The 17,350-nt window shown below is 61.4% G+C and carries 18 protein-coding genes; 9 read left to right on the top strand and 9 right to left on the bottom strand.

Annotated elements, in window-relative coordinates; all coding sequences use genetic code 11:
- Positions 1 to 17: 17 nt before the first annotated feature.
- Together recN and RV1423_RS08385 are read right to left on the bottom strand one after the other, a co-directional pair.
- Positions 18 to 1,664: a DNA repair protein RecN gene (gene recN / locus RV1423_RS08390; RefSeq protein WP_034295684.1), complete on the bottom strand. Its 1,647-nt coding sequence runs from the start codon at positions 1,662 to 1,664 to the stop codon at positions 18 to 20.
- Positions 1,665 to 1,747: 83 nt separating this feature from the next.
- The gene (locus RV1423_RS08385) at positions 1,748 to 2,665 is read right to left on the bottom strand and encodes an NAD kinase (RefSeq protein ID WP_034295353.1); all 918 of its coding nucleotides are present in this window, start codon (positions 2,663 to 2,665) and stop codon (positions 1,748 to 1,750) included.
- A 43-nt stretch (positions 2,666 to 2,708) separates the two neighbouring features.
- Here RV1423_RS08385 and RV1423_RS08380 point away from each other — a divergent pair, with 43 nt between their 5' ends.
- Positions 2,709 to 3,398 carry an HAD family hydrolase gene (locus RV1423_RS08380; protein WP_034295351.1) on the top strand — a complete coding sequence of 230 codons (690 nt, stop codon included), beginning with the start codon at positions 2,709 to 2,711 and terminating at the stop codon, positions 3,396 to 3,398.
- A gap of 56 nt (positions 3,399 to 3,454) precedes the next feature.
- On the top strand, positions 3,455 to 4,489 hold the full coding sequence (hrcA, locus tag RV1423_RS08375) for a heat-inducible transcriptional repressor HrcA (protein ID WP_034295350.1): 1,035 nt from the start codon (positions 3,455 to 3,457) through the stop codon (positions 4,487 to 4,489).
- An 80-nt stretch (positions 4,490 to 4,569) separates the two neighbouring features.
- Here hrcA and fur read toward each other — a convergent pair whose 3' ends face one another.
- The gene (gene fur, locus RV1423_RS08370; protein ID WP_034295348.1) at positions 4,570 to 4,995 is read right to left on the bottom strand and encodes a ferric iron uptake transcriptional regulator; all 426 of its coding nucleotides are present in this window, start codon (positions 4,993 to 4,995) and stop codon (positions 4,570 to 4,572) included.
- Positions 4,996 to 5,075: 80 nt separating this feature from the next.
- Between fur and RV1423_RS08365 the strand changes: the two genes are divergently transcribed.
- From RV1423_RS08365 to RV1423_RS08345, 5 genes are all read left to right on the top strand, one after another.
- Entirely contained in the window at positions 5,076 to 5,588 is a 513-nt protein-coding gene (locus tag RV1423_RS08365; protein ID WP_034295346.1) for an outer membrane protein assembly factor BamE, read from the top strand.
- A 1-nt stretch (position 5,589) separates the two neighbouring features.
- Complete coding sequence (dapB, locus tag RV1423_RS08360; RefSeq protein WP_034295344.1) at positions 5,590 to 6,396, top strand: 4-hydroxy-tetrahydrodipicolinate reductase; 807 nt, start codon at positions 5,590 to 5,592, stop codon at positions 6,394 to 6,396.
- A 114-nt stretch (positions 6,397 to 6,510) separates the two neighbouring features.
- A complete protein-coding gene (locus tag RV1423_RS08355; RefSeq protein ID WP_034295342.1) occupies positions 6,511 to 7,206 on the top strand; it encodes a MotA/TolQ/ExbB proton channel family protein in 696 nt (231 codons plus the stop codon).
- Positions 7,203 to 7,634, top strand: coding sequence for a biopolymer transporter ExbD (locus RV1423_RS08350; protein ID WP_034295340.1), 432 nt, complete (start codon positions 7,203 to 7,205; stop codon positions 7,632 to 7,634). The genes RV1423_RS08355 and RV1423_RS08350 overlap by 4 nt, the downstream gene beginning before the upstream one ends.
- A 2-nt stretch (positions 7,635 to 7,636) precedes the next feature.
- Entirely contained in the window at positions 7,637 to 7,963 is a 327-nt protein-coding gene (locus RV1423_RS08345; RefSeq protein WP_034295338.1) for a barstar family protein, read from the top strand.
- A 49-nt stretch (positions 7,964 to 8,012) separates the two neighbouring features.
- Here the strand turns inward: RV1423_RS08345 and RV1423_RS08340 are convergent, their stop codons facing one another.
- Genes RV1423_RS08340 through RV1423_RS08315 form a run of 6 tightly spaced genes read right to left on the bottom strand, consistent with a single transcriptional unit; the run spans position 8,013 to position 13,662 of the window.
- Positions 8,013 to 8,855, bottom strand: coding sequence for a phosphodiesterase (locus RV1423_RS08340; RefSeq protein WP_034295336.1), 843 nt, complete (start codon positions 8,853 to 8,855; stop codon positions 8,013 to 8,015).
- Complete coding sequence (locus RV1423_RS08335) at positions 8,852 to 9,928, bottom strand: ABC transporter ATP-binding protein (protein WP_034295334.1); 1,077 nt, start codon at positions 9,926 to 9,928, stop codon at positions 8,852 to 8,854. The genes RV1423_RS08340 and RV1423_RS08335 overlap by 4 nt, the downstream gene beginning before the upstream one ends.
- Entirely contained in the window at positions 9,925 to 10,728 is an 804-nt protein-coding gene (locus RV1423_RS08330; RefSeq protein WP_034295332.1) for an ABC transporter permease, read from the bottom strand. Before RV1423_RS08330 ends, RV1423_RS08335 begins: the two co-directional genes overlap by 4 nt.
- A gap of 13 nt (positions 10,729 to 10,741) precedes the next feature.
- The gene (locus tag RV1423_RS08325; RefSeq protein ID WP_034295330.1) at positions 10,742 to 11,587 is read right to left on the bottom strand and encodes an iron ABC transporter permease; all 846 of its coding nucleotides are present in this window, start codon (positions 11,585 to 11,587) and stop codon (positions 10,742 to 10,744) included.
- A 2-nt stretch (positions 11,588 to 11,589) separates the two neighbouring features.
- On the bottom strand, positions 11,590 to 12,609 hold the full coding sequence (locus tag RV1423_RS08320; protein ID WP_034295329.1) for an ABC transporter substrate-binding protein: 1,020 nt from the start codon (positions 12,607 to 12,609) through the stop codon (positions 11,590 to 11,592).
- A gap of 42 nt (positions 12,610 to 12,651) precedes the next feature.
- On the bottom strand, positions 12,652 to 13,662 hold the full coding sequence (locus RV1423_RS08315; RefSeq protein ID WP_034295328.1) for a LacI family DNA-binding transcriptional regulator: 1,011 nt from the start codon (positions 13,660 to 13,662) through the stop codon (positions 12,652 to 12,654).
- A gap of 233 nt (positions 13,663 to 13,895) precedes the next feature.
- Here RV1423_RS08315 and RV1423_RS28475 point away from each other — a divergent pair, with 233 nt between their 5' ends.
- Both RV1423_RS28475 and leuS read left to right on the top strand, forming a co-directional pair.
- The gene (locus tag RV1423_RS28475) at positions 13,896 to 14,531 is read left to right on the top strand and encodes a DUF1120 domain-containing protein (RefSeq protein WP_051516574.1); all 636 of its coding nucleotides are present in this window, start codon (positions 13,896 to 13,898) and stop codon (positions 14,529 to 14,531) included.
- Positions 14,532 to 14,668: 137 nt separating this feature from the next.
- Positions 14,669 to 17,323: a leucine--tRNA ligase gene (gene leuS / locus RV1423_RS08305; RefSeq protein ID WP_034295326.1), complete on the top strand. Its 2,655-nt coding sequence runs from the start codon at positions 14,669 to 14,671 to the stop codon at positions 17,321 to 17,323.
- The last annotated feature ends 27 nt before the right edge of the window (positions 17,324 to 17,350 follow it).

The following is a 17,350-nucleotide window of genomic DNA, read 5'->3' as shown; positions in this document are numbered from 1 at the left end:
AGCAAAAACTGGCGGGATTAAAGCGCCAGCAACTCGCGTGCGTGCTTGCGGGTAGTCGCGGTAATTTCCAGCCCACCCAGCATACGCGCGATTTCTTCCACGCGCGACTTGGCGTCCAGCACGTCGATCTGCGACACGGTCTTGCCGCCGTCGTTGCGCTTGCTGACCTGGAAATGCTGGTTGCCCTGGCTGGCAACCTGCGGCAAATGGGTGACGCACAAGACCTGGCGGTCCTGGCCGAGACGTTTCAACAGACGGCCGACCACTTCCGCCACGCCGCCGCCGATGCCGCTGTCGACTTCGTCGAAGATCAGCGTCGGTGTCGCCGTCGAACTGGAAGCGATGACCGAAATCGCCAGCGCGATGCGCGCCAGTTCGCCGCCGGAAGCAACCTTGGCCAGCGGCCGCGGCGCCACGCCGGCATGGCCTGCGACCAGGAATTCCACCTGCTCCAGTCCATAGGCGGCCGGTTCGCCAGCTTCCAGGGCAATCGAAAAACGTCCACCCGACATGCTCAGATCCTGCATCGCCGCCGTCACGGCTTCGCCCAATGCCTTGGCGGCTTTGGCGCGGCCTTTGGACAATTTCTGCGCCACGCTGGTATAAGCTGCCTGCAATTTCTCTTCCTGCGCGCGCAGGGCGTCGAGATCGCTGGCGTCGGCCAGTTGCTTCAATTCTTCCGCCAGTTTGGCGTGCTCCTGCGGCAAGTCGTCCGGCGCCACACGGAATTTGCGAGCGGTCGAATGGATGGCTTCCAGCCGCCCCTCCACTTGCTTCAGCCGCGCAGGATCGAGCTCAACCCGGCCGAGATAGTCGTTGAGCGCGTACACCGCTTCCTGCAACTGGATTTGCGCCGGTTCCAGCGCGTCCAACACCGGCTTCAGCGCAGCATCGACGTCGGTCAGCTTGCTCAGCTTCTGCGTCAGCGACGACAGTTGCGAAAGGATCGGCGCGTCCGATTCGGAAATCGCGCTCAGCGCTTCCTGCGCGCCGTCGATCAGGCTGGCGGCATGCGACAGGCGACTGTGCTCGTTGCTGATCTCGCTCCATTCGCCGGGCTTGACGGCCAGCTTTTCCAGTTCGCCGACCTGCCATTCGAGGCGTTCGCGCTCAAGCAGAACATTCTTGGCGTTGATTTCAAACTCTTCACGCTGCCTGGCCAGCGCACGCCAGGTTTTGTACGCAGCAGCAACTGTCTTGGCCTCATCGAGCAAACCCGCCTGGCTGTCCAGCAACTGGCGCTGGGCATCAGCCTTGAGCAGGGACTGATGTGCATGCTGACCGTGGATGTCGACCAGCAACTCGCCAAGTTCGCGCAATTGCGTCGCGGTGGCGGCGATGCCGTTGATGAAAGCCTTGGAGCGGCCGGCGTTGTCGATCACGCGGCGCAGCAGCACGGCACCGTCCTCGTCGGCGAATTCATGCGCCTCCAGCCAGACGGCGATCTCGGGACCGGCGCTGAAATCGGCGGTGATATCGGCCTTGGCCGCGCCTTCGCGCACCACGCTGGCGTCGCCGCGACCGCCCAGCGCAAGCGCCAGCGCGTCGATCAGGATCGACTTGCCGGCGCCGGTTTCGCCGGTGAATACCGAAAATCCGGGAGCGAACTCAAGTTCAATGGCATCGACGATAACGAAATCACGAATCGACAGGGTACGCAGCATGGGATCAGGGAATTGATTTTTGGAAATATCGCGCTGCATCCGGCAACTTGGGCGCGCAACGCGAACAGGAGCGGAACAAGCCGCTATTGTAGACGCCCTTCGACCGAGGGGTATTCATTCCAGTGCAATTTTTGGCGCAGCGTGTCGTAATAGCTCCAGCCCTCCGGGTGCAGGAAGGTGATCTTGTGCGCCGAGCGCCGGATGACGATGCGATCGCCGTGCGACAGACTGGTCAGCGACTGCATGTCGAAGTTGGCGCTGATATCGCGGCCATTGACGAGCTGGATCGAGATTTCGCATGAATCCGGAATCACAATCGGCCGGTTCGACAAGGCGTGCGGCGCAATCGGCACCAGCACGATGCCATGCAGGCTGGGATGCAGAATGGGGCCGCCAGCCGATAAGGCGTAGGCGGTCGAACCGGTCGGCGTGGCCACGATCAGGCCGTCCGAGCGCTGGTTGTACATGAAGCGGCCGTCAACCTCAACGGTCAGCTCGACCATGCCGGACGAGGCACCGCGCGCGACCACCACATCGTTGAAGGCCAGCGCGTGGAAAATCTGCGCGCCGTCGCGCCACACAGCCGCTTCCAGCAGCGAGCGCGTCTCGGCTTCGACCTTGCCGTCGAGCATATCGGCCAATACCGGTATCATGCGGTCTAGCGAAATATCCGTCATGAAACCCAGACGCCCCTGATTGATCCCGATCAGCGGCACGTTATAAGGAGCCAACTGGCGGGCAATGCCCAGCATGGTGCCATCGCCGCCGACCACAATGGCAGCGTCGGCGAACTGCCCGATCTGTTCCGGCGACATCGCATCGTAGCCTTCCAGCGTGACATTCTGCGCGGTCTCGGCCTCAAACACGATGGTGTGGCCATGCGCTTCCAGGAAGGCGGCAATGTCCGATAGGGATTGAGCGATGCCGGCAGCATGGAATTTGCCGACGATTGCAATGGTTTTGGGCGTTGCCGCCTGCACGGGTAATTTGATGGGCCACATGCTGCGGATTAAAGCATAATTTGGAACTTTTTGAGTCGATTTGATGAACAAAACACCCATCCACGCTGTGCTGTTCGACCTCGACGACACCCTATGGGCGGTCGAGCCGGTGTTACGGCAGGCCGAAACCCGGCTTTACGACTGGCTCGGCCGGCATGCGCCTGGCGTCGTCCGGCGCGAGACGATCGATTCCCTGCGCGCACGCCGCCAGACGCTGGCGCAAACCGACCCGACTTATAAGATCAACCTGTGGGCACTGCGCCATGCCGCACTCACGGCCGTGCTGGCCGAACATGGCGAAGACCCGGCGCTGGCCGATCCGGCCATGGAGGTTTTCACCATCGGTCGCAACGCGGTGACGCCGTTCGACGATGTCGTGCCGGCGCTGCTGCAACTGAAACCGCGCCTGAAACTGGGCACCGTCTCGAACGGCTTCGCCGACCTCGGCCGCATCGGCCTGGCCGAACATTTCGAGATCTCGATCGCCGCCCACCAGTTCGGCGCCGCCAAACCCGATCCGGCCATCTTCCATGCCGCCTGCGCCGCGCTGAACGTCCTGCCGGAGCAGACTGTCTACGTCGGCGACGACCTCATGCTGGATGTGCTGGGCGCCCAGCAGGCCGGCCTGCGCGCGGTCTGGATGAACCGTTTCAAACGCGAGCTGCCGGACCACGTCCGGCCCGATGCGGTATGCGCCGACCTGTCAGAACTGGCAAACTGGCTGGCGGCATGAAATATATATATGGACGGACGCTGGCACGCCTGCCCCCGGCTCGTTAGAATGAAGCCATGCAACTAGACAATCGCGCTCAAACCCTGCTCAAGGCGTTGGTCGAACGGTACATCGCCGACGGCCAGCCGGTCGGTTCACGTGCGCTTTCCAAGATTTCCGGCCTGGAACTGTCGCCGGCGACGATCCGCAACGTCATGGCCGACCTGGAAGAAATGGGCTTCGTCGCCAGCCCGCATACTTCCGCCGGCCGCGTGCCGACGCCGCGCGGCTACCGTGTCTTCGTCGATACCCTGTTGACCATCGAGTCGATCGACGCCATCGACGAGGCGACGCTGGAGCGCAAGCTGCAATCGCGCCTGCCGGTCAACTCGCCGCAAAAGATCATTTCCAATGCCGCCCAGGTGCTGTCGTCGCTGTCGCAATTCGCCGGCGTGGTGATGACGCCGCGGCGCGAGTCGATCTTCAAGCAAATCGAATTCCTGCGCCTGTCCGAAAAACGTATCCTGCTGGTCATCGTCGGTCCCGGCGGCGACGTGCAGAACCGCCTGCTGATGACCGAAGTCGATTACACGCCGTCGCAACTCGTGCAGGCGGCCAATTACATCAACCAGCATTACGGCGGCCTCGGCTTCGATGAAGTGCGCCAGCGCCTGCAAAGCGAATTGCGCCAGTTGCGCGACGACATGACCAACCTGATGCAGGCGGCGGTCGAAGCCGGCAGCGATGCGATGGCGGAAGACGCCGACAACGTCGTGATTTCGGGCGAGCGCAACCTGCTCAGCGTGGCCGACCTGTCGTCGAACATGACCTCGCTGCGCAAGCTATTTGAAATGTTCGAGCAAAAGACCGGCCTGATGCAGTTGCTGGACGTCTCAAGCAAGGCCAGCGGTGTGCAAATCTTCATCGGCGGCGAGTCGCAATTGGTGCCGATGGACGATATGAGCATCGTCACCGCGCCGTATGAAGTCAACGGCAAGATCGTCGGCACGCTGGGCGTGATCGGACCGACGCGCATGGCTTATGAGCGCGTGATTCCGATTGTCGACATCACGGCCAAGCTGCTATCGAGCGCGCTTAGCGGCAATCACTGACGCTTATTGACGCTAGAACAAAAAAGCCATCCCGCGTGACTGCCGGATGGCTTTTTGCAAATGCGGCCGAAGCGAACTGCCTACTTCTTGATTTTCTGGCAATTCCTGCAATGACCATAGAGCGCCAGCGCATGGTCGGCGATCTCGAAGCCGTGCTCCTGTGCGATCTTGACCTGGCGCTTCTCGATTTCGGCGTCGAAGAATTCCTCGACCTTGCCGCAATCGAGGCAGACCAGATGGTCGTGATGCGAGCCTTCGTTCAGTTCGAACACGGCCTTTCCGGTTTCGAAATGGTTACGCTGCAACAGGCCGGCCTGCTCGAACTGCGTCAGCACACGATAGACCGTCGCCAGTCCCACATCGAGATTCTCCGCCAGCAGCATTTTGTAGACATCTTCCGCGCTGAGGTGGCGCACCTCGGTGTTTTGGAAGATTTCCAGGATTTTCAGGCGCGGCAGAGTCGCCTTCAGGCCGCTGGCTTTCAGTTCGGATGGATTATTAGGCATGTTTCAGTAAAAATCGGGTTATCTGCTTTATCATATAGCGTTTTAGCACAATTGCTCAACCAATTGAAATCTTTATGCGAATGTTGCCTTCCTACCGTATTACCGCTGCAGCGCTGATCGCGCTGAGCGCCCTGCTGTCCGGCTGCGCATCCAACAAACCGGCTGCAGGCGCGGCAACTCACGACGCGTCCGGCGTGCAGGTTTCAAAGAGCGGCACCAGCCTGTTCGGTTTTCTCAAGCCCTACCGCATCGACGTCCAGCAAGGCAACTTCGTGTCCAAGGAAATGGTAGCGCAACTGAAGCCGGGCATGACCCGCGACCAGGTGCGCTTCGTGCTCGGCACGCCGCTGCTGACCGATGTCTTCCACGCCAACCGCTGGGATTATGAATTCCGCCTGGCCAAGGGCAACGGCGAACTGATGAGCAGCCGCGTCTCGGTGTTCTTCAAGGACAACCTGCTGGAACATTTCGAAGGCGGCGACGATCTGCCTACCGAGCAGGAGTACCTGTCCCTGATCGCCGGCTCCAAGAAAGGCGCCATGCCTGAACTGTCCGACACTCCGGTCGTCGCCCCGAACATCACCAACAAGTAATATGAGTGCATTGAAAATCGCCGTCGCCGGGGCTTCCGGCCGCATGGGCCGCATGCTGATCGAAGCCATCCAGAACGCCGACGACATGGTGCTGGCCGGCGCCCTGGATGTACCCGATTCGCCGAACCTGGGCACGGATGCTGCCGCTTTCCTCGGCAAGCCCGCCAACGTCGCCATCGAATCCGACCTGGCCAAAGGCCTGGCCAACGCCGACTACCTGATCGATTTCACCCGTCCGCAAGGAACGCTCAAGCACGCCGAATACTGTGCCGCACACGGGATCAAGATGATCATCGGCACCACCGGCCTGGAACAGGAAGCCAAGGACGCCATCGCCGCAGCCGCGCAAAAGACCGCCATCATGCTCTCGCCGAACATGAGCATCGGCGTCAACGTCACGCTCAAGCTGCTGGAACTGGCCGCCAAGAGTTTTTCGCAAGGCTACGACATAGAAATTATCGAAGCCCATCACCGTCACAAGGTCGATGCGCCGTCCGGCACCGCACTGAAGATGGGCGAAGTCATCGCCGACGCCATCGGCGTCAAGCTCGAGGACGTCGCCGTCTATGCACGCGAAGGCATCACCGGCGAACGCGATCCGTCGTCGATCGGTTTTTCCGCAATCCGCGGCGGCGACATCGTGGGCGACCATACCGTGCTGTTCGCCGGCATCGGCGAGCGCATCGAAATCACGCACAAATCCTCCAGCCGCGTCACCTATGCCCACGGCAGCCTGCGCGCCGCGCGTTTCCTGGCGGACAAGAAAACCGGACTATATGACATGCAGGACGTGCTGGGATTGAAGTAGGTCATCCACGATCACGGCGCGTGCGATATGTTCCGCGCGTCGAATTTTTTCAAGGATGACCGCTCCAACGGATTGCCATCACACCTCTGCCGTTTTTAACCTAGAGAACACGACATGGAACAAACCGTTGGATTCGCCCACTACTGGGCACAGGGCGATGCCGTTTCGCACGCCGTCGCTTATGCCTTGCTGCTGATGTCCATCGCCAGTTGGTATTACATCCTCGCCAAAACCTGGAGTTCCTGGCGCATCCGTCGCAGCAGCAATGCGCTGGACGGCTTCTGGAAAGCGCCGACGCTGACCGATGCCATCGCCGTCATGCAACACATCGACAGCGAGGAAATCTACACGCCCCTGGCGCAACGCTCGTCGGAAGCCGCCAGCATCACCTCCAAACAGCATGGCATCCCCTCGCTGAACGCCGCCACCGATCCGGGCGAACTGATCACGCGCACGCTGCGCCGCGAAATCAACCGCGTCTCGGCGCGGCTGGAGCGCGGCCTGACCCTGCTGGCCTCGGTCGGTTCGACTGCGCCTTTCGTCGGCCTGTTCGGCACCGTCTGGGGTATCTATCACGCGTTGGCGGCGGTATCGGCCAGCGGCACCGTGCAGATCGACAAGGTCGCCGGCCCGGTCGGCGAAGCGCTGATCATGACCGCGCTCGGCCTGGTCGTGGCCATTCCCGCCGTGCTGGCCTATAACGCCTTCACACGCATCAACCGGCTCACGCTGGCGGAACTGGACGGCTTTGCGCACGACCTGCATGCCTACTTGACTACCGGCGAACGTGTCGGCAAGGGGCAATCATGAGTTTCGGCGGCTTCAACGACAACCAGCAAGCGGGGCCGATGGCCGAGATCAACGTCACGCCGATGGTTGACGTGATGCTGGTGCTGCTGGTGATCTTCATCCTCTCGGCACCGCTGTTCACGCATTCCCTGCAACTCGATTTGCCGACGGCAAAATCGGCGCCGACGCCGGAGAAACCGCAAACCGTCAACATCGCCATCGACGCTGCCGGCAAGCTGTACTGGCAGGAGCAGCCGGTAACGCTGGAAGAACTGACCCGCCGCATGGCCGACGCCGCGGGCAAACAGCCGCAACCCGAATTGCAGTTGCGCGCCGACAAGGCGACCCGTTACGAAGTCATCGCCGACGTCATGTCGGCGGCGCAGAGCAACGGCCTGAACAAACTGGGTTTCGTCACCGATCCGAAACCCGGCGCGGAGAAAAGGTAATCATGCCCACCGCACGCCTGAACGGCGAACTCATCGCCGACTGGGACAGTTTCCATGACGAATGCGCGAAAGTCTTCGGCTTCCCCGACTTCTACGGCCGCAATATGAACGCCTGGGTCGACTGCCTCAGTTACCTGCGCGACGATGACGGCATGAGCAAGTTCGTTCTGAAGGACAACGAAGTGCTGACCATCGAAGTCCAGCACAGCGAAAAACTGCGCGCCACGGCGCCGGACATCCTGGAAGAATTGCAGTTCTGCGTCGCCATGATCAACGAGCGCTGCGCAGACTACGAAGAGGCCGCGACGCTCAGGCTGGCGCTGCAGTAGCTTCTCCCTCCCTCTCGCGGCCGGTGGTCAGTCGTTCACCCAATCGTCCTTAATCAATCAGATTGTCGCCGTCGTAGAACGGATAAGGCCCGTCGAACTCGCCCACATAGGCGGTGTGGCTGATCAGCCCCGCATCCGTATCCCACATATGCAACTGGAATCCCGGCGGTTCCATCACGAATTGCGAAGCCGCCTGCGGATCCAGGTCCAGCACCACCTGATGCGACACGCCCGGACAAGTCGAGGCAATCGTGCCGCCGAAACGCACGTGGATGGGCCGGTGCAGATGGCCGCACAAGACGCGTTCCACCTGCGGATGGCGGCGCACCACTTGCTCCAGCAACTGCGGATCGGCCAGGCCGATGTCGTCCATGTGGCCGATGCCGGTCTTGAACGGCGGATGATGCATCACGATCACCGTCGGCCGCTGCGGCTGTTCGCCCAATACCCGGTCCAGCCACGCCAGACTGGAGGCGGCCAATTCTCCTTTGCTGGAGTGCGGGATCACGGTATCCAGCGCGACGATGCGCAAAGGATGGTCTTCGATCACGTACTCGATGCGTGCATCCTCGATTCCGTCTTTTCCAGCGCCGCCTTGCTGCAAATACGCATGATCGGAAAAGGCCGCGCGCAAGGCGTGGCGTTCGTCATGATTGCCCGGCAGCAGGTAGTACGGAATGTGTAGCGGTGCCAGCAGTTCGCGCAAGGCGGCGTATTCCTCCGGCATACCGAAGTCGACCAGGTCGCCCGTGAACACCACGGCGTCGGGACGCTGCCTGAGCCGGTTGACCTGCTCGATGCAACGGCGCAGGCTCGCCGCCGTATCAACCACGCGATAGGATTTTTTGCCCTGCGCCTTGATGTGCAGGTCGGAAATCTGGCAGAGAATCATGCGCGCTCCTCTCCTTCCCACAAATGTTGAGGCAACTGCATGACGGCATGCTCCGGCACGCGCAGGCCAATGCGTTCGCCGGCATGCCAGACGCCGCGCCGGCGGGTTTCGACGATCACCGGCATGTCGGCGCCGATATCCACCAGCAGGCGCGTGCGGTCGCCCATGAAAAAGGTCGACATGACGTCGCCGAACATCTCCGCCCCGGCCGTATCCAGCGGCACGATGTCGACGTCTTCGGGACGGAACATCACCGTCGCCCGCTGGTCCGGCCTGGCGTTTGCCAGCGGCACGATACCGGCGGTGATTTGCAGGTGGCCGACGCGCGTCATCCCGGTCACGCGGTTCATTGTGCCGATGAAGTCGGCGACGAACTCGGACGCCGGACGATAATAGATATCCTGCGGACTGCCGATCTGGGCGATCTTGCCGCGCTCCATCACCACGATGCGGTCGCCCAGCGCCATCGCTTCGCCCTGGTCGTGCGTGACGTAAATCGCCGTGATGCCTAACTTGCGCAACAATTGGTTGAGATCGGCGCGCAAGGTTTCGCGCAGCTTGGCGTCGAGCGCGGTGAGCGGCTCGTCCAGCAGCAGCACCCTGGGTTCGACCGCCAGTGCGCGCGCCAGCGCCACACGCTGTTTCTGGCCGCCCGATAACTGGTCGATGCGGCGATGGCCCAGGCCTTGCAAATGCACCATTTCCAGCAAGGTCTCGATCTTGACGAGCCGCTCGGCGGCGGATATCTTGCGGATCTTCAAGCCGTAGGCGATGTTCTCGCCGACCGTCATGTTGGGGAACAAGGCGTAGTTCTGGAACACCATGCCGACGCCGCGCTTTTCGATCGGCAGATCGGTGACGTCTTCGTCGCCGAACAGCACGCGGCCGCCGGCATCGGGAAACTCAAGGCCGGCGATCAGGCGCAGCGTGGTGGTCTTGCCGCAGCCCGACGGCCCCAGCAGCACCAGGGTTTCGCCGGGATGGATTTCCAGGCTGATCGGCTCCAGCGCAGGCGCGCCGTTGCCGAAGGTCTTCGCGCATTGCAACAGTTTGATGGAAAGAGAAGAGTTCATAAGCGTACGCGTGCCCGCGTGGTCTGCGTCACCCATTGCATGGCAACCAGCAGCGGCACAATCATCAAAAGAAAAATCAAGGTATAAGCCGAACCGACTTCCAGCCGCATCGAAGCATAGCTGTCGGCAAGTCCGACCGGTAGGGTCATGGTCAGCGGCGTATGCAGCATCCAGGTAATGTTGAACTCGCCGATCGACAAGGTCACCACCATCAGCGCGCCGGCCAGGATGCCCGACATGACGTTGGGAATCACCACGCCGAAGAAACGCTGGCGCAGTCCGGCGCCGAGACTGGCGGCGGCTTCTTCCAGCACCGCCAACTGCGACGACTGCATCACCGCCAGCACCGGCCGTACCATGAACGGCAAGGTGAACAGCACATGCCCGACCAGGATGAACAGCAGGCTGCCGCGAAATGCACGGTACTGCCCATACGCCATGATCAGCGCCAGCGCCGTCGCCAGCCCGGGCACCGCCACCGGCATCATCAGCAGCTCTTCGAACACGCGCGCCAGGCGGCTGTTGCCCCCCTTGTACCGCGCCAGCATGTAGGCCAGCGGCACGCCGACGACCACCGTCACCAGCAGGCAGGCCAGCGCAATCGCGATGGAACGCCAGATGGTCATCTGATAGGTCTCCCACACCTGCTGGACCCAGCGCAGCGTCAGGCCACTGGACAAGCCGATGAAAAAATTCTCGGTGACGCCGGCCAGCATCGACAACAGCACCGGCACCACCAGGAAGGCGCACACCAGCAAGGTGAACGCCAGTTGCAGATAAAAGCGTATGGATTGCTTCACGATATCTCCATCCTCATGCCGTCGCCGGGATCGAACTGCCCGACAGCGAACGCGCCAGCGCCAGGGCGACCCAGGTAATCACGCCGAGCACGATCGACAGCGATGCCGCCATGGCGAAATTGGCATAGCTGGTGAATTCGTTATAGATCGCCATCGGCAAGACATCAATGTTGGTCGCCAGCGTGAACGCCGTACCGAAGGCGCCGACGCTGGTGGCGAAGCAGATCGCGCCGGACGAAATCAACGCAGGCGTCAAGGCTGGCGCGATCACATCGAGAAATACGCGCGCGGGACTCGCGCCCAGCGAGCGCGCCGCCTCTTCCAGCGCAGGATCGAGCTTTTCCGCGGCAGCCATCACGGTCAGGATCACGCGCGGTATCGAGAAATACAGATAACCAAGAAACAACCCGGCCAGCGAATAGGCAAACACCAGCGACTCGCCGAACAGCTTGTCGGTCAGCGCTCCGATCAGGCCCTGGCGTCCCGCCAGCATGATGACCATGAAGCCGACCACCACGCCTGGAAAAGCCAGCGGAAACGTCAGCATCGCCAGCAGCAGCGGCTTGCCGGGAAAACGATTGCGTTGCAGGAACAGCCCGACGAACGACGAAATCGCCAGCGTCGCCGCCGTAACGACGCCCGACAGCAACAGCGTCGACACCAGGCTCCACAGATAGTGGCGATTGGTCACGACGGCCAGATAGGCCATCGCGCCGGTCGGACCGCTGGCGCCGACGCCGATCAGACGCAGCATCGGCAGCAGCCAGAACGCCGCGAACAGCGTCATGCCCGGCACCGCAAACAACCAGACCTTGCCGCCCGGACGGCGGCGGCGCGGATGATTCGAATCACGCGGCATGCTTACTTCACTTCCGCCAGGTAACGTTCGCTGAACTGGCGCTGCACATCGGCCATCTTGCCGTAGTCCACCGACTTGGCGCGTGCATACTCCGCTGCCGGCAGGAAGCGGGCTTCGGCTTCTTTCGAGATCGCCGAGGCGCGCACCGGACGCAGATACGCGTTGGCCCAGATCGCTTGGCCTTCGTTCGACAGCAGGAAGTCCAGCACCTTCTTGGCATTGGCCTGGTTCGGGCCGTTCTTCACAAGGCTGACGACGTAAGGCACGGTGACGGTGCCTTCAGCCGGGATCACGAAAGCGACGTTGGCCTTGTCCTTGTACTTGGCGCGGTAAGCGTCGAAGTCGTAGCCGAACAGGATAGGAATTTCACCCGACAGCAGGCGCGCATAGGAAGTCTGCTTCGGCACGATAGGATGATTTTTTTGCAGCGACTTGAAGAAGTTGATGCCCGGCGTGAAGTTGTCGAGCGTGCCGCCCAGCGCCTGGTTGACGGCAACCGCGCCGACGTAGCCGACGAACGCGCTGGCCGGATCGAGATAGCCGATCAGGCCCTTGTACTCCGGCTTGAGCAAATCCTGCCACGAGCGCGGCACCGGTTTGCCCTTCAGGGCATCGACGTTGACCATCAGGCCCATGGTGCCGGAGTGGATGGTGGTCCAATAACCTTCCGGATCCTTCAGACCGGCAGGCACGTCATTCCAGCCCGTCGGCTTGTACGGCGTAATGATGTCGTTCTTCTTGGCCTCGATGCCGAAGGTCACGCCGACATAGGTGAAATCGGCGACCGGGCTGGCTTTCTCGGCCATGATCTGGGCCAGCGCCTGGCCGCTGTTCTTGTTGTCGGGCGGCACGGTGATGCCGGTCTTTTCCTTGATGGTCTTAATCTGGGTAGCCCAGTCGGCCCATTCCGGCGGACAGTTGTAGCAGATGACGTTCTGCGCCGAGACGCTGAACGAGGCGACGAGAGCGGCGCCGGCCGCTATCGTCTGGAGGATTCGGGGTAAACCTGGGAATAAGCGCATGTCGCGTCCTTTCTATTGCTGTGGGAGTGAACGAGTGAAAAACTAGGAATCAAAAAACTGCACCGATCCACCGTCGCGGATCGTATGCGCGAGAATGCGCGAGGCGGGTCGGTCGCCGGCCGGCCCCTCGATGGCGGCAACCAGCGTGCGCAAGGCGACATCGCCGATCTGCTCCGACGGCTGCACCGCACTGGCCAGCACCGGCGACATCAGTTCACCCAGCGGAATGCCGTCGAAACCCATCACCGACATATCCTGCGGCACGCGCAATCCGAGCGCGCGCAAGTCATGCATCGCGGCGAACGCCAGCAAATCGTTGGAGCAGAACAAGGCGCTCGGACGCTGCTGCGGATCGGCAAAAGCCTGCAAATAATCGATCGCCAGGCCGGTGTGGCGCGGCACCTCTATCGGCGCCATAGGCGTCAGGGCGTGGTCGCGCATGGCGTCGAGATAGCCGTGATAGCGCTGGATGGCGCGATCGGAAGCGCTGAAATAACCGGTCAGCATCTGGATACGGGTATGGCCGAGCGCGATCAGGTGCGCCACAGCGTCGCGCGCGGCGACCCGATTGTCGACCGACACCGACAGGCGCGAAGCCTGCTGCGGCTGGTTATACGTCAGGACATAAGGAATCTGTTCGCTGTCGAGCACATCCAGCGTATTGCTGGCGCTGGCGTCGGCCACGGTCAGGATGACGCCGTCGACGCGATGGTTGAGCAGCAGGTCGACCGCCGCGGCTTCATCTTCCTGACGGTATTCGGTGGCGGTAAACATCACCGAATAATCGAGCGCGCGCGCCGCCAGTTCGATGCCTTGCAGGCATTGGGCGAACACGGTATTGGACAGCGTCGGCACCACCACACCGACCGTGCGCGAGCGCCCGGCGCGCAGATTGCGCCCGTTGAAGTTGGGACGAAAACCCAAATCGGCAATCGCCTTGTTGATCTTGCCGGCGGTGTCGACACTCACCGATTCCGGCTTGTTGAGCAAGCGCGACACCGTCGCGGTCGAGACGCCGGCATGCAGGGCAACTTGTTTGATGGATGGCGGCACGGTGCAGGCTCGTCAATGAAAACGATTACATCGTGCCAGCGCATTGTTACGCAGCTATGACCATTACATCAATTTTGCATGAATTTTTAATGCAAAAATTGAAACATTTCCACTTAACAACAACCAATTTTTGAGAATTTTCTTATATAAATAGTGGGAACTTGCCTTCAGAATAGTCTTGCCGCCCCCGCATTACCCTGCCGGCGGGCGGCAATCCTTATGAAAGAGAATTCATGAAATACTCTATTCTGGCACTCGCCTTATCCATTTCCCTGCTGGCCGCCGGCGCCCATGCCGCCGACACCGCAGAGCTGAAAGTCACGGGCACGATCCGCCCCGCCGCCTGCAAGGCATCGTTTCCCGGCAACAGCGTGATCGATTTCGGCACCATCAAGCTCGAACCGCAGCTCAGGGACAAATACAAGGAATTGCCATCCCGGCAAGTCAACCTGAGGATTTCCTGCGATGGTCCCACCAAAATCGCAGTGAGGGCTTTCGACAACCGCGAAGCCTCGAGGGACGACGACATCCCCGACATCGAAGCCGGCGACGGTTTCGGACTCGGCATGTATCGCGGCAAGAACATCGGCGGCTATTCGGTCAGATTCAGTTCGGCGGTCGCCGACGGCAAAGCCGCCGATATCCTGTCGCGGGCCAACGGCAGTACCGCCTGGAGCCACAGCGCCAAACGCAGCCTGCGCCAGGACGGCAGCCAGTTCGCCTTCGGCGCGGACGGCGTCCCGGTTGCCTTTACCGAGCTGATCACCAACCTCAGCGTTACCGCCAAACTGAGCAGGGCCGCATATCTGCTGATGGCCGACGACATCCAGTTGGACGGCTCGATCAGCATCGAGATGCTTTATCTCTGAGCAACCGGAACGAGCCGGCCCGCCGCTATTGCCGCGGCGCAATTCGTGGTCGGATTGGCATCAACGCGGAAGTAGGTCTCCTCCGGGGCGAGCCAGTATAATGACGGGTTTCGATCTTTCCTTTGCCTCAACCCGTCATGCAAGATAAATACAGCCCAGCAGAAGTAGAACAATCCGCGCAACAGCACTGGATCGCGACCACCGCGTACAAGACCGTCGAACACGCCAAGGACAAGCACGGCCGCGACAAGAAGAAGTTCTACGCCTGCTCGATGCTGCCCTACCCATCGGGCAAGCTGCACATGGGCCACGTCCGCAATTACACGATCAACGACGTGATGTATCGCTACCTGCGCATGAACGGTTACAACGTGCTCATGCCGATGGGCTGGGACGCCTTCGGCATGCCGGCCGAAAACGCCGCGATGGCCAACGGCGTGCCGCCGGCGCAGTGGACTTACTCGAACATCGAGTACATGAAGAAGCAGATGGCCTCCATGGGCCTGGCGATCGACTGGTCGCGCGAAATGACGGCCTGCTCGCCCGAATATTACAAGTGGAACCAGTGGATGTTCCTCAAGATGCTTGAGAAAGGCATCATCTACAAAAAGACCGGCACCGTGAACTGGGATCCGATTGACCAGACCGTGCTGGCCAACGAACAGGTCATCGACGGCAAGGGCTGGCGCTCTGGCGCAGTCATCGAGAAGCGCGAAATCCCGATGTACTACGCCAAGATCACCGACTACGCCGACGAGTTGCTGGAACACGTCGAAACCAGACTGCCCGGCTGGCCCGAGCGCGTGCGCCTGATGCAGGCCAACTGGATCGGCAAGTCGACCGGCGTGCGCTTCGCCTTCCCTCACGACATCAAGGACGACGGCAAACTCATCAACGGCGGCAAGCTGTGGGTCTTCACCACGCGCGCCGACACCATCATGGGCGTGACCTTCTGCGCCGTAGCGCCGGAACATGCGCTGGCGACCCACGCCGCGAAGAACAATCCGGCCTTGCAGGACTTCATCGCCGAATGCAAGAAAGGCAGCGTCATCGAAGCCGACATGGCGACGATGGAAAAGAAGGGCATGCCGACCGGCCTGTTCGTCACCCATCCGCTGACCGGCGCGCAGGTCGAAGTCTGGATCGGCAACTACGTGCTGATCACCTACGGCGACGGCGCCGTGATGGGCGTGCCGGCGCATGACGAGCGCGACTTCGCGTTTGCCCAAAAGTACAATCTGTCTATCAGGCAGGTCGTCGCCGTCGAAGGCAAGACCTACTCCACTGACGCCTGGGAAGAATGGTACGGCGACAAGGAAAACGGCAAGACCGTCGACTCCGGCAAATACGACGGACTCGGCTATCAGGCTGCGGTCGACGCCGTCGCCGCCGACCTGGCCGCCAAGGGTCTCGGCGAAAAGAAAGTTACCTTCCGCCTGCGCGACTGGGGTATTTCGCGCCAGCGTTACTGGGGCACGCCGATCCCTATCATCCACTGCGCCGATTGCGGCGACGTGCCGGTGCCGGAGAAGGACCTGCCGGTGGTGCTGCCGGAAGACTGTGTGCCGGACGGCAGCGGCAATCCGCTCAACAAGCATGAAAAATTCCTGCACGTCGACTGCCCGCAATGCGGCAAGCCGGCGCGCCGCGAGACCGACACGATGGATACCTTCGTCGATTCGTCGTGGTACTACATGCGCTATACCTCGCCGCAGAGCAACGATGCGATGGTCGACGCGCGCAACGATTACTGGATGCCGATGGACCAGTACATCGGCGGTATCGAACACGCCGTGCTGCACTTGCTGTATGCGCGTTTCTGGACCAAGGTCATGCGCGACTTCGGCCTGGTCAAATTCGACGAGCCGTTCACCAACCTGCTCACGCAGGGCATGGTGCTCAACGAAACCTATTACCGTGAAGACGACGCCGGCAAGAAGACCTGGATCAATCCCGCCGATGTCGAACTGACATACGACGACAAGGGTCGTCCGGTATCGGCGCTCCTCAAGGAAGACGGCCGCCCGGTCACCATCGGCGGCACCGAGAAGATGTCGAAGTCCAAGAACAACGGCATCGACCCGCAAGCGCAGATCGACCAGTACGGCGCCGACACCGCGCGCCTGTTCACCATGTTCGCGTCGCCGCCGGAACAGACGCTGGAATGGTCCGGCACCGGCGTCGAAGGCGCCAACCGCTTCCTGCGCCGCGTGTGGGCATTCGGCTACAACAACGCCGCGCGCATCCAGGGCGCCGGCGCGCTCGCTACGGTGAATCCCGCGCAACTCAGCGACGCATTGAAAACCCTGCGCCGCGAAGTGCACAAGATCCTGCAACAGGCCGATCACGACCTCAAACGCATCCAGTACAACACCGTGGTGTCGGCCTGCATGAAGATGCTCAACACGCTCGAAGGCGCTAAGCTGGAAGACAGCCCGGCCGCCAACGCGGTGCTGGCCGAGAGCGTCTCGATCTTCCTGCGCGTGCTCAATCCGATCACGCCGCACATCACCCACGCGTTGTGGCAGGAACTGGGCTTCGCCGGCAAGCATGGCGACATCCTCGACGCCGAGTGGCCGCAAGTCGATGCCGCCGCGCTGGAACAAAGCGAGATCGAACTGATGGTGCAAGTCAACGGCAAACTGCGCGGCAGCATCACCGTCGCCAAGGACGCCGACAAGGCATCCATCGAAGCGACCGCACTGGCCAATGAAAACGTGCAAAAATTCCTGACCGGCGCGCCGAAGAAAGTCATCGTCGTCCCCGGTAAATTGATCAACATCGTCGCCTGATATCCGAACCACGCATCCACGCCCACG

The sequence above is a fragment of the Herbaspirillum sp. RV1423 genome, from assembly GCF_000577615.1.
GTDB lineage: Bacteria > Pseudomonadota > Gammaproteobacteria > Burkholderiales > Burkholderiaceae_D > Herbaspirillum.
This window is presented reverse-complemented; position numbering and strand designations above follow the sequence as displayed.

Excerpts from the sequence above, each read along its gene's own strand:
- recN (WP_034295684.1), bottom strand. The coding sequence starts at position 1,664 with ATGCTGCGTACCCTGTCGATTCGTGATTTCGTTATCGTCGATGCCATT.
- RV1423_RS08385 (WP_034295353.1), bottom strand. The coding sequence starts at position 2,665 with ATGTGGCCCATCAAATTACCCGTGCAGGCGGCAACGCCCAAAACCATT.
- RV1423_RS08380 (WP_034295351.1), top strand. The coding sequence starts at position 2,709 with ATGAACAAAACACCCATCCACGCTGTGCTGTTCGACCTCGACGACACC.
- hrcA (WP_034295350.1), top strand. The coding sequence starts at position 3,455 with ATGCAACTAGACAATCGCGCTCAAACCCTGCTCAAGGCGTTGGTCGAA.
- fur (WP_034295348.1), bottom strand. The coding sequence starts at position 4,995 with ATGCCTAATAATCCATCCGAACTGAAAGCCAGCGGCCTGAAGGCGACT.
- RV1423_RS08365 (WP_034295346.1), top strand. The coding sequence starts at position 5,076 with ATGTTGCCTTCCTACCGTATTACCGCTGCAGCGCTGATCGCGCTGAGC.
- dapB (WP_034295344.1), top strand. The coding sequence starts at position 5,590 with ATGAGTGCATTGAAAATCGCCGTCGCCGGGGCTTCCGGCCGCATGGGC.
- RV1423_RS08355 (WP_034295342.1), top strand. The coding sequence starts at position 6,511 with ATGGAACAAACCGTTGGATTCGCCCACTACTGGGCACAGGGCGATGCC.
- RV1423_RS08350 (WP_034295340.1), top strand. The coding sequence starts at position 7,203 with ATGAGTTTCGGCGGCTTCAACGACAACCAGCAAGCGGGGCCGATGGCC.
- RV1423_RS08345 (WP_034295338.1), top strand. The coding sequence starts at position 7,637 with ATGCCCACCGCACGCCTGAACGGCGAACTCATCGCCGACTGGGACAGT.
- RV1423_RS08340 (WP_034295336.1), bottom strand. The coding sequence starts at position 8,855 with ATGATTCTCTGCCAGATTTCCGACCTGCACATCAAGGCGCAGGGCAAA.
- RV1423_RS08335 (WP_034295334.1), bottom strand. The coding sequence starts at position 9,928 with ATGAACTCTTCTCTTTCCATCAAACTGTTGCAATGCGCGAAGACCTTC.
- RV1423_RS08325 (WP_034295330.1), bottom strand. The coding sequence starts at position 11,587 with ATGCCGCGTGATTCGAATCATCCGCGCCGCCGCCGTCCGGGCGGCAAG.
- RV1423_RS08320 (WP_034295329.1), bottom strand. The coding sequence starts at position 12,609 with ATGCGCTTATTCCCAGGTTTACCCCGAATCCTCCAGACGATAGCGGCC.
- RV1423_RS28475 (WP_051516574.1), top strand. The coding sequence starts at position 13,896 with ATGAAATACTCTATTCTGGCACTCGCCTTATCCATTTCCCTGCTGGCC.
- leuS (WP_034295326.1), top strand. The coding sequence starts at position 14,669 with ATGCAAGATAAATACAGCCCAGCAGAAGTAGAACAATCCGCGCAACAG.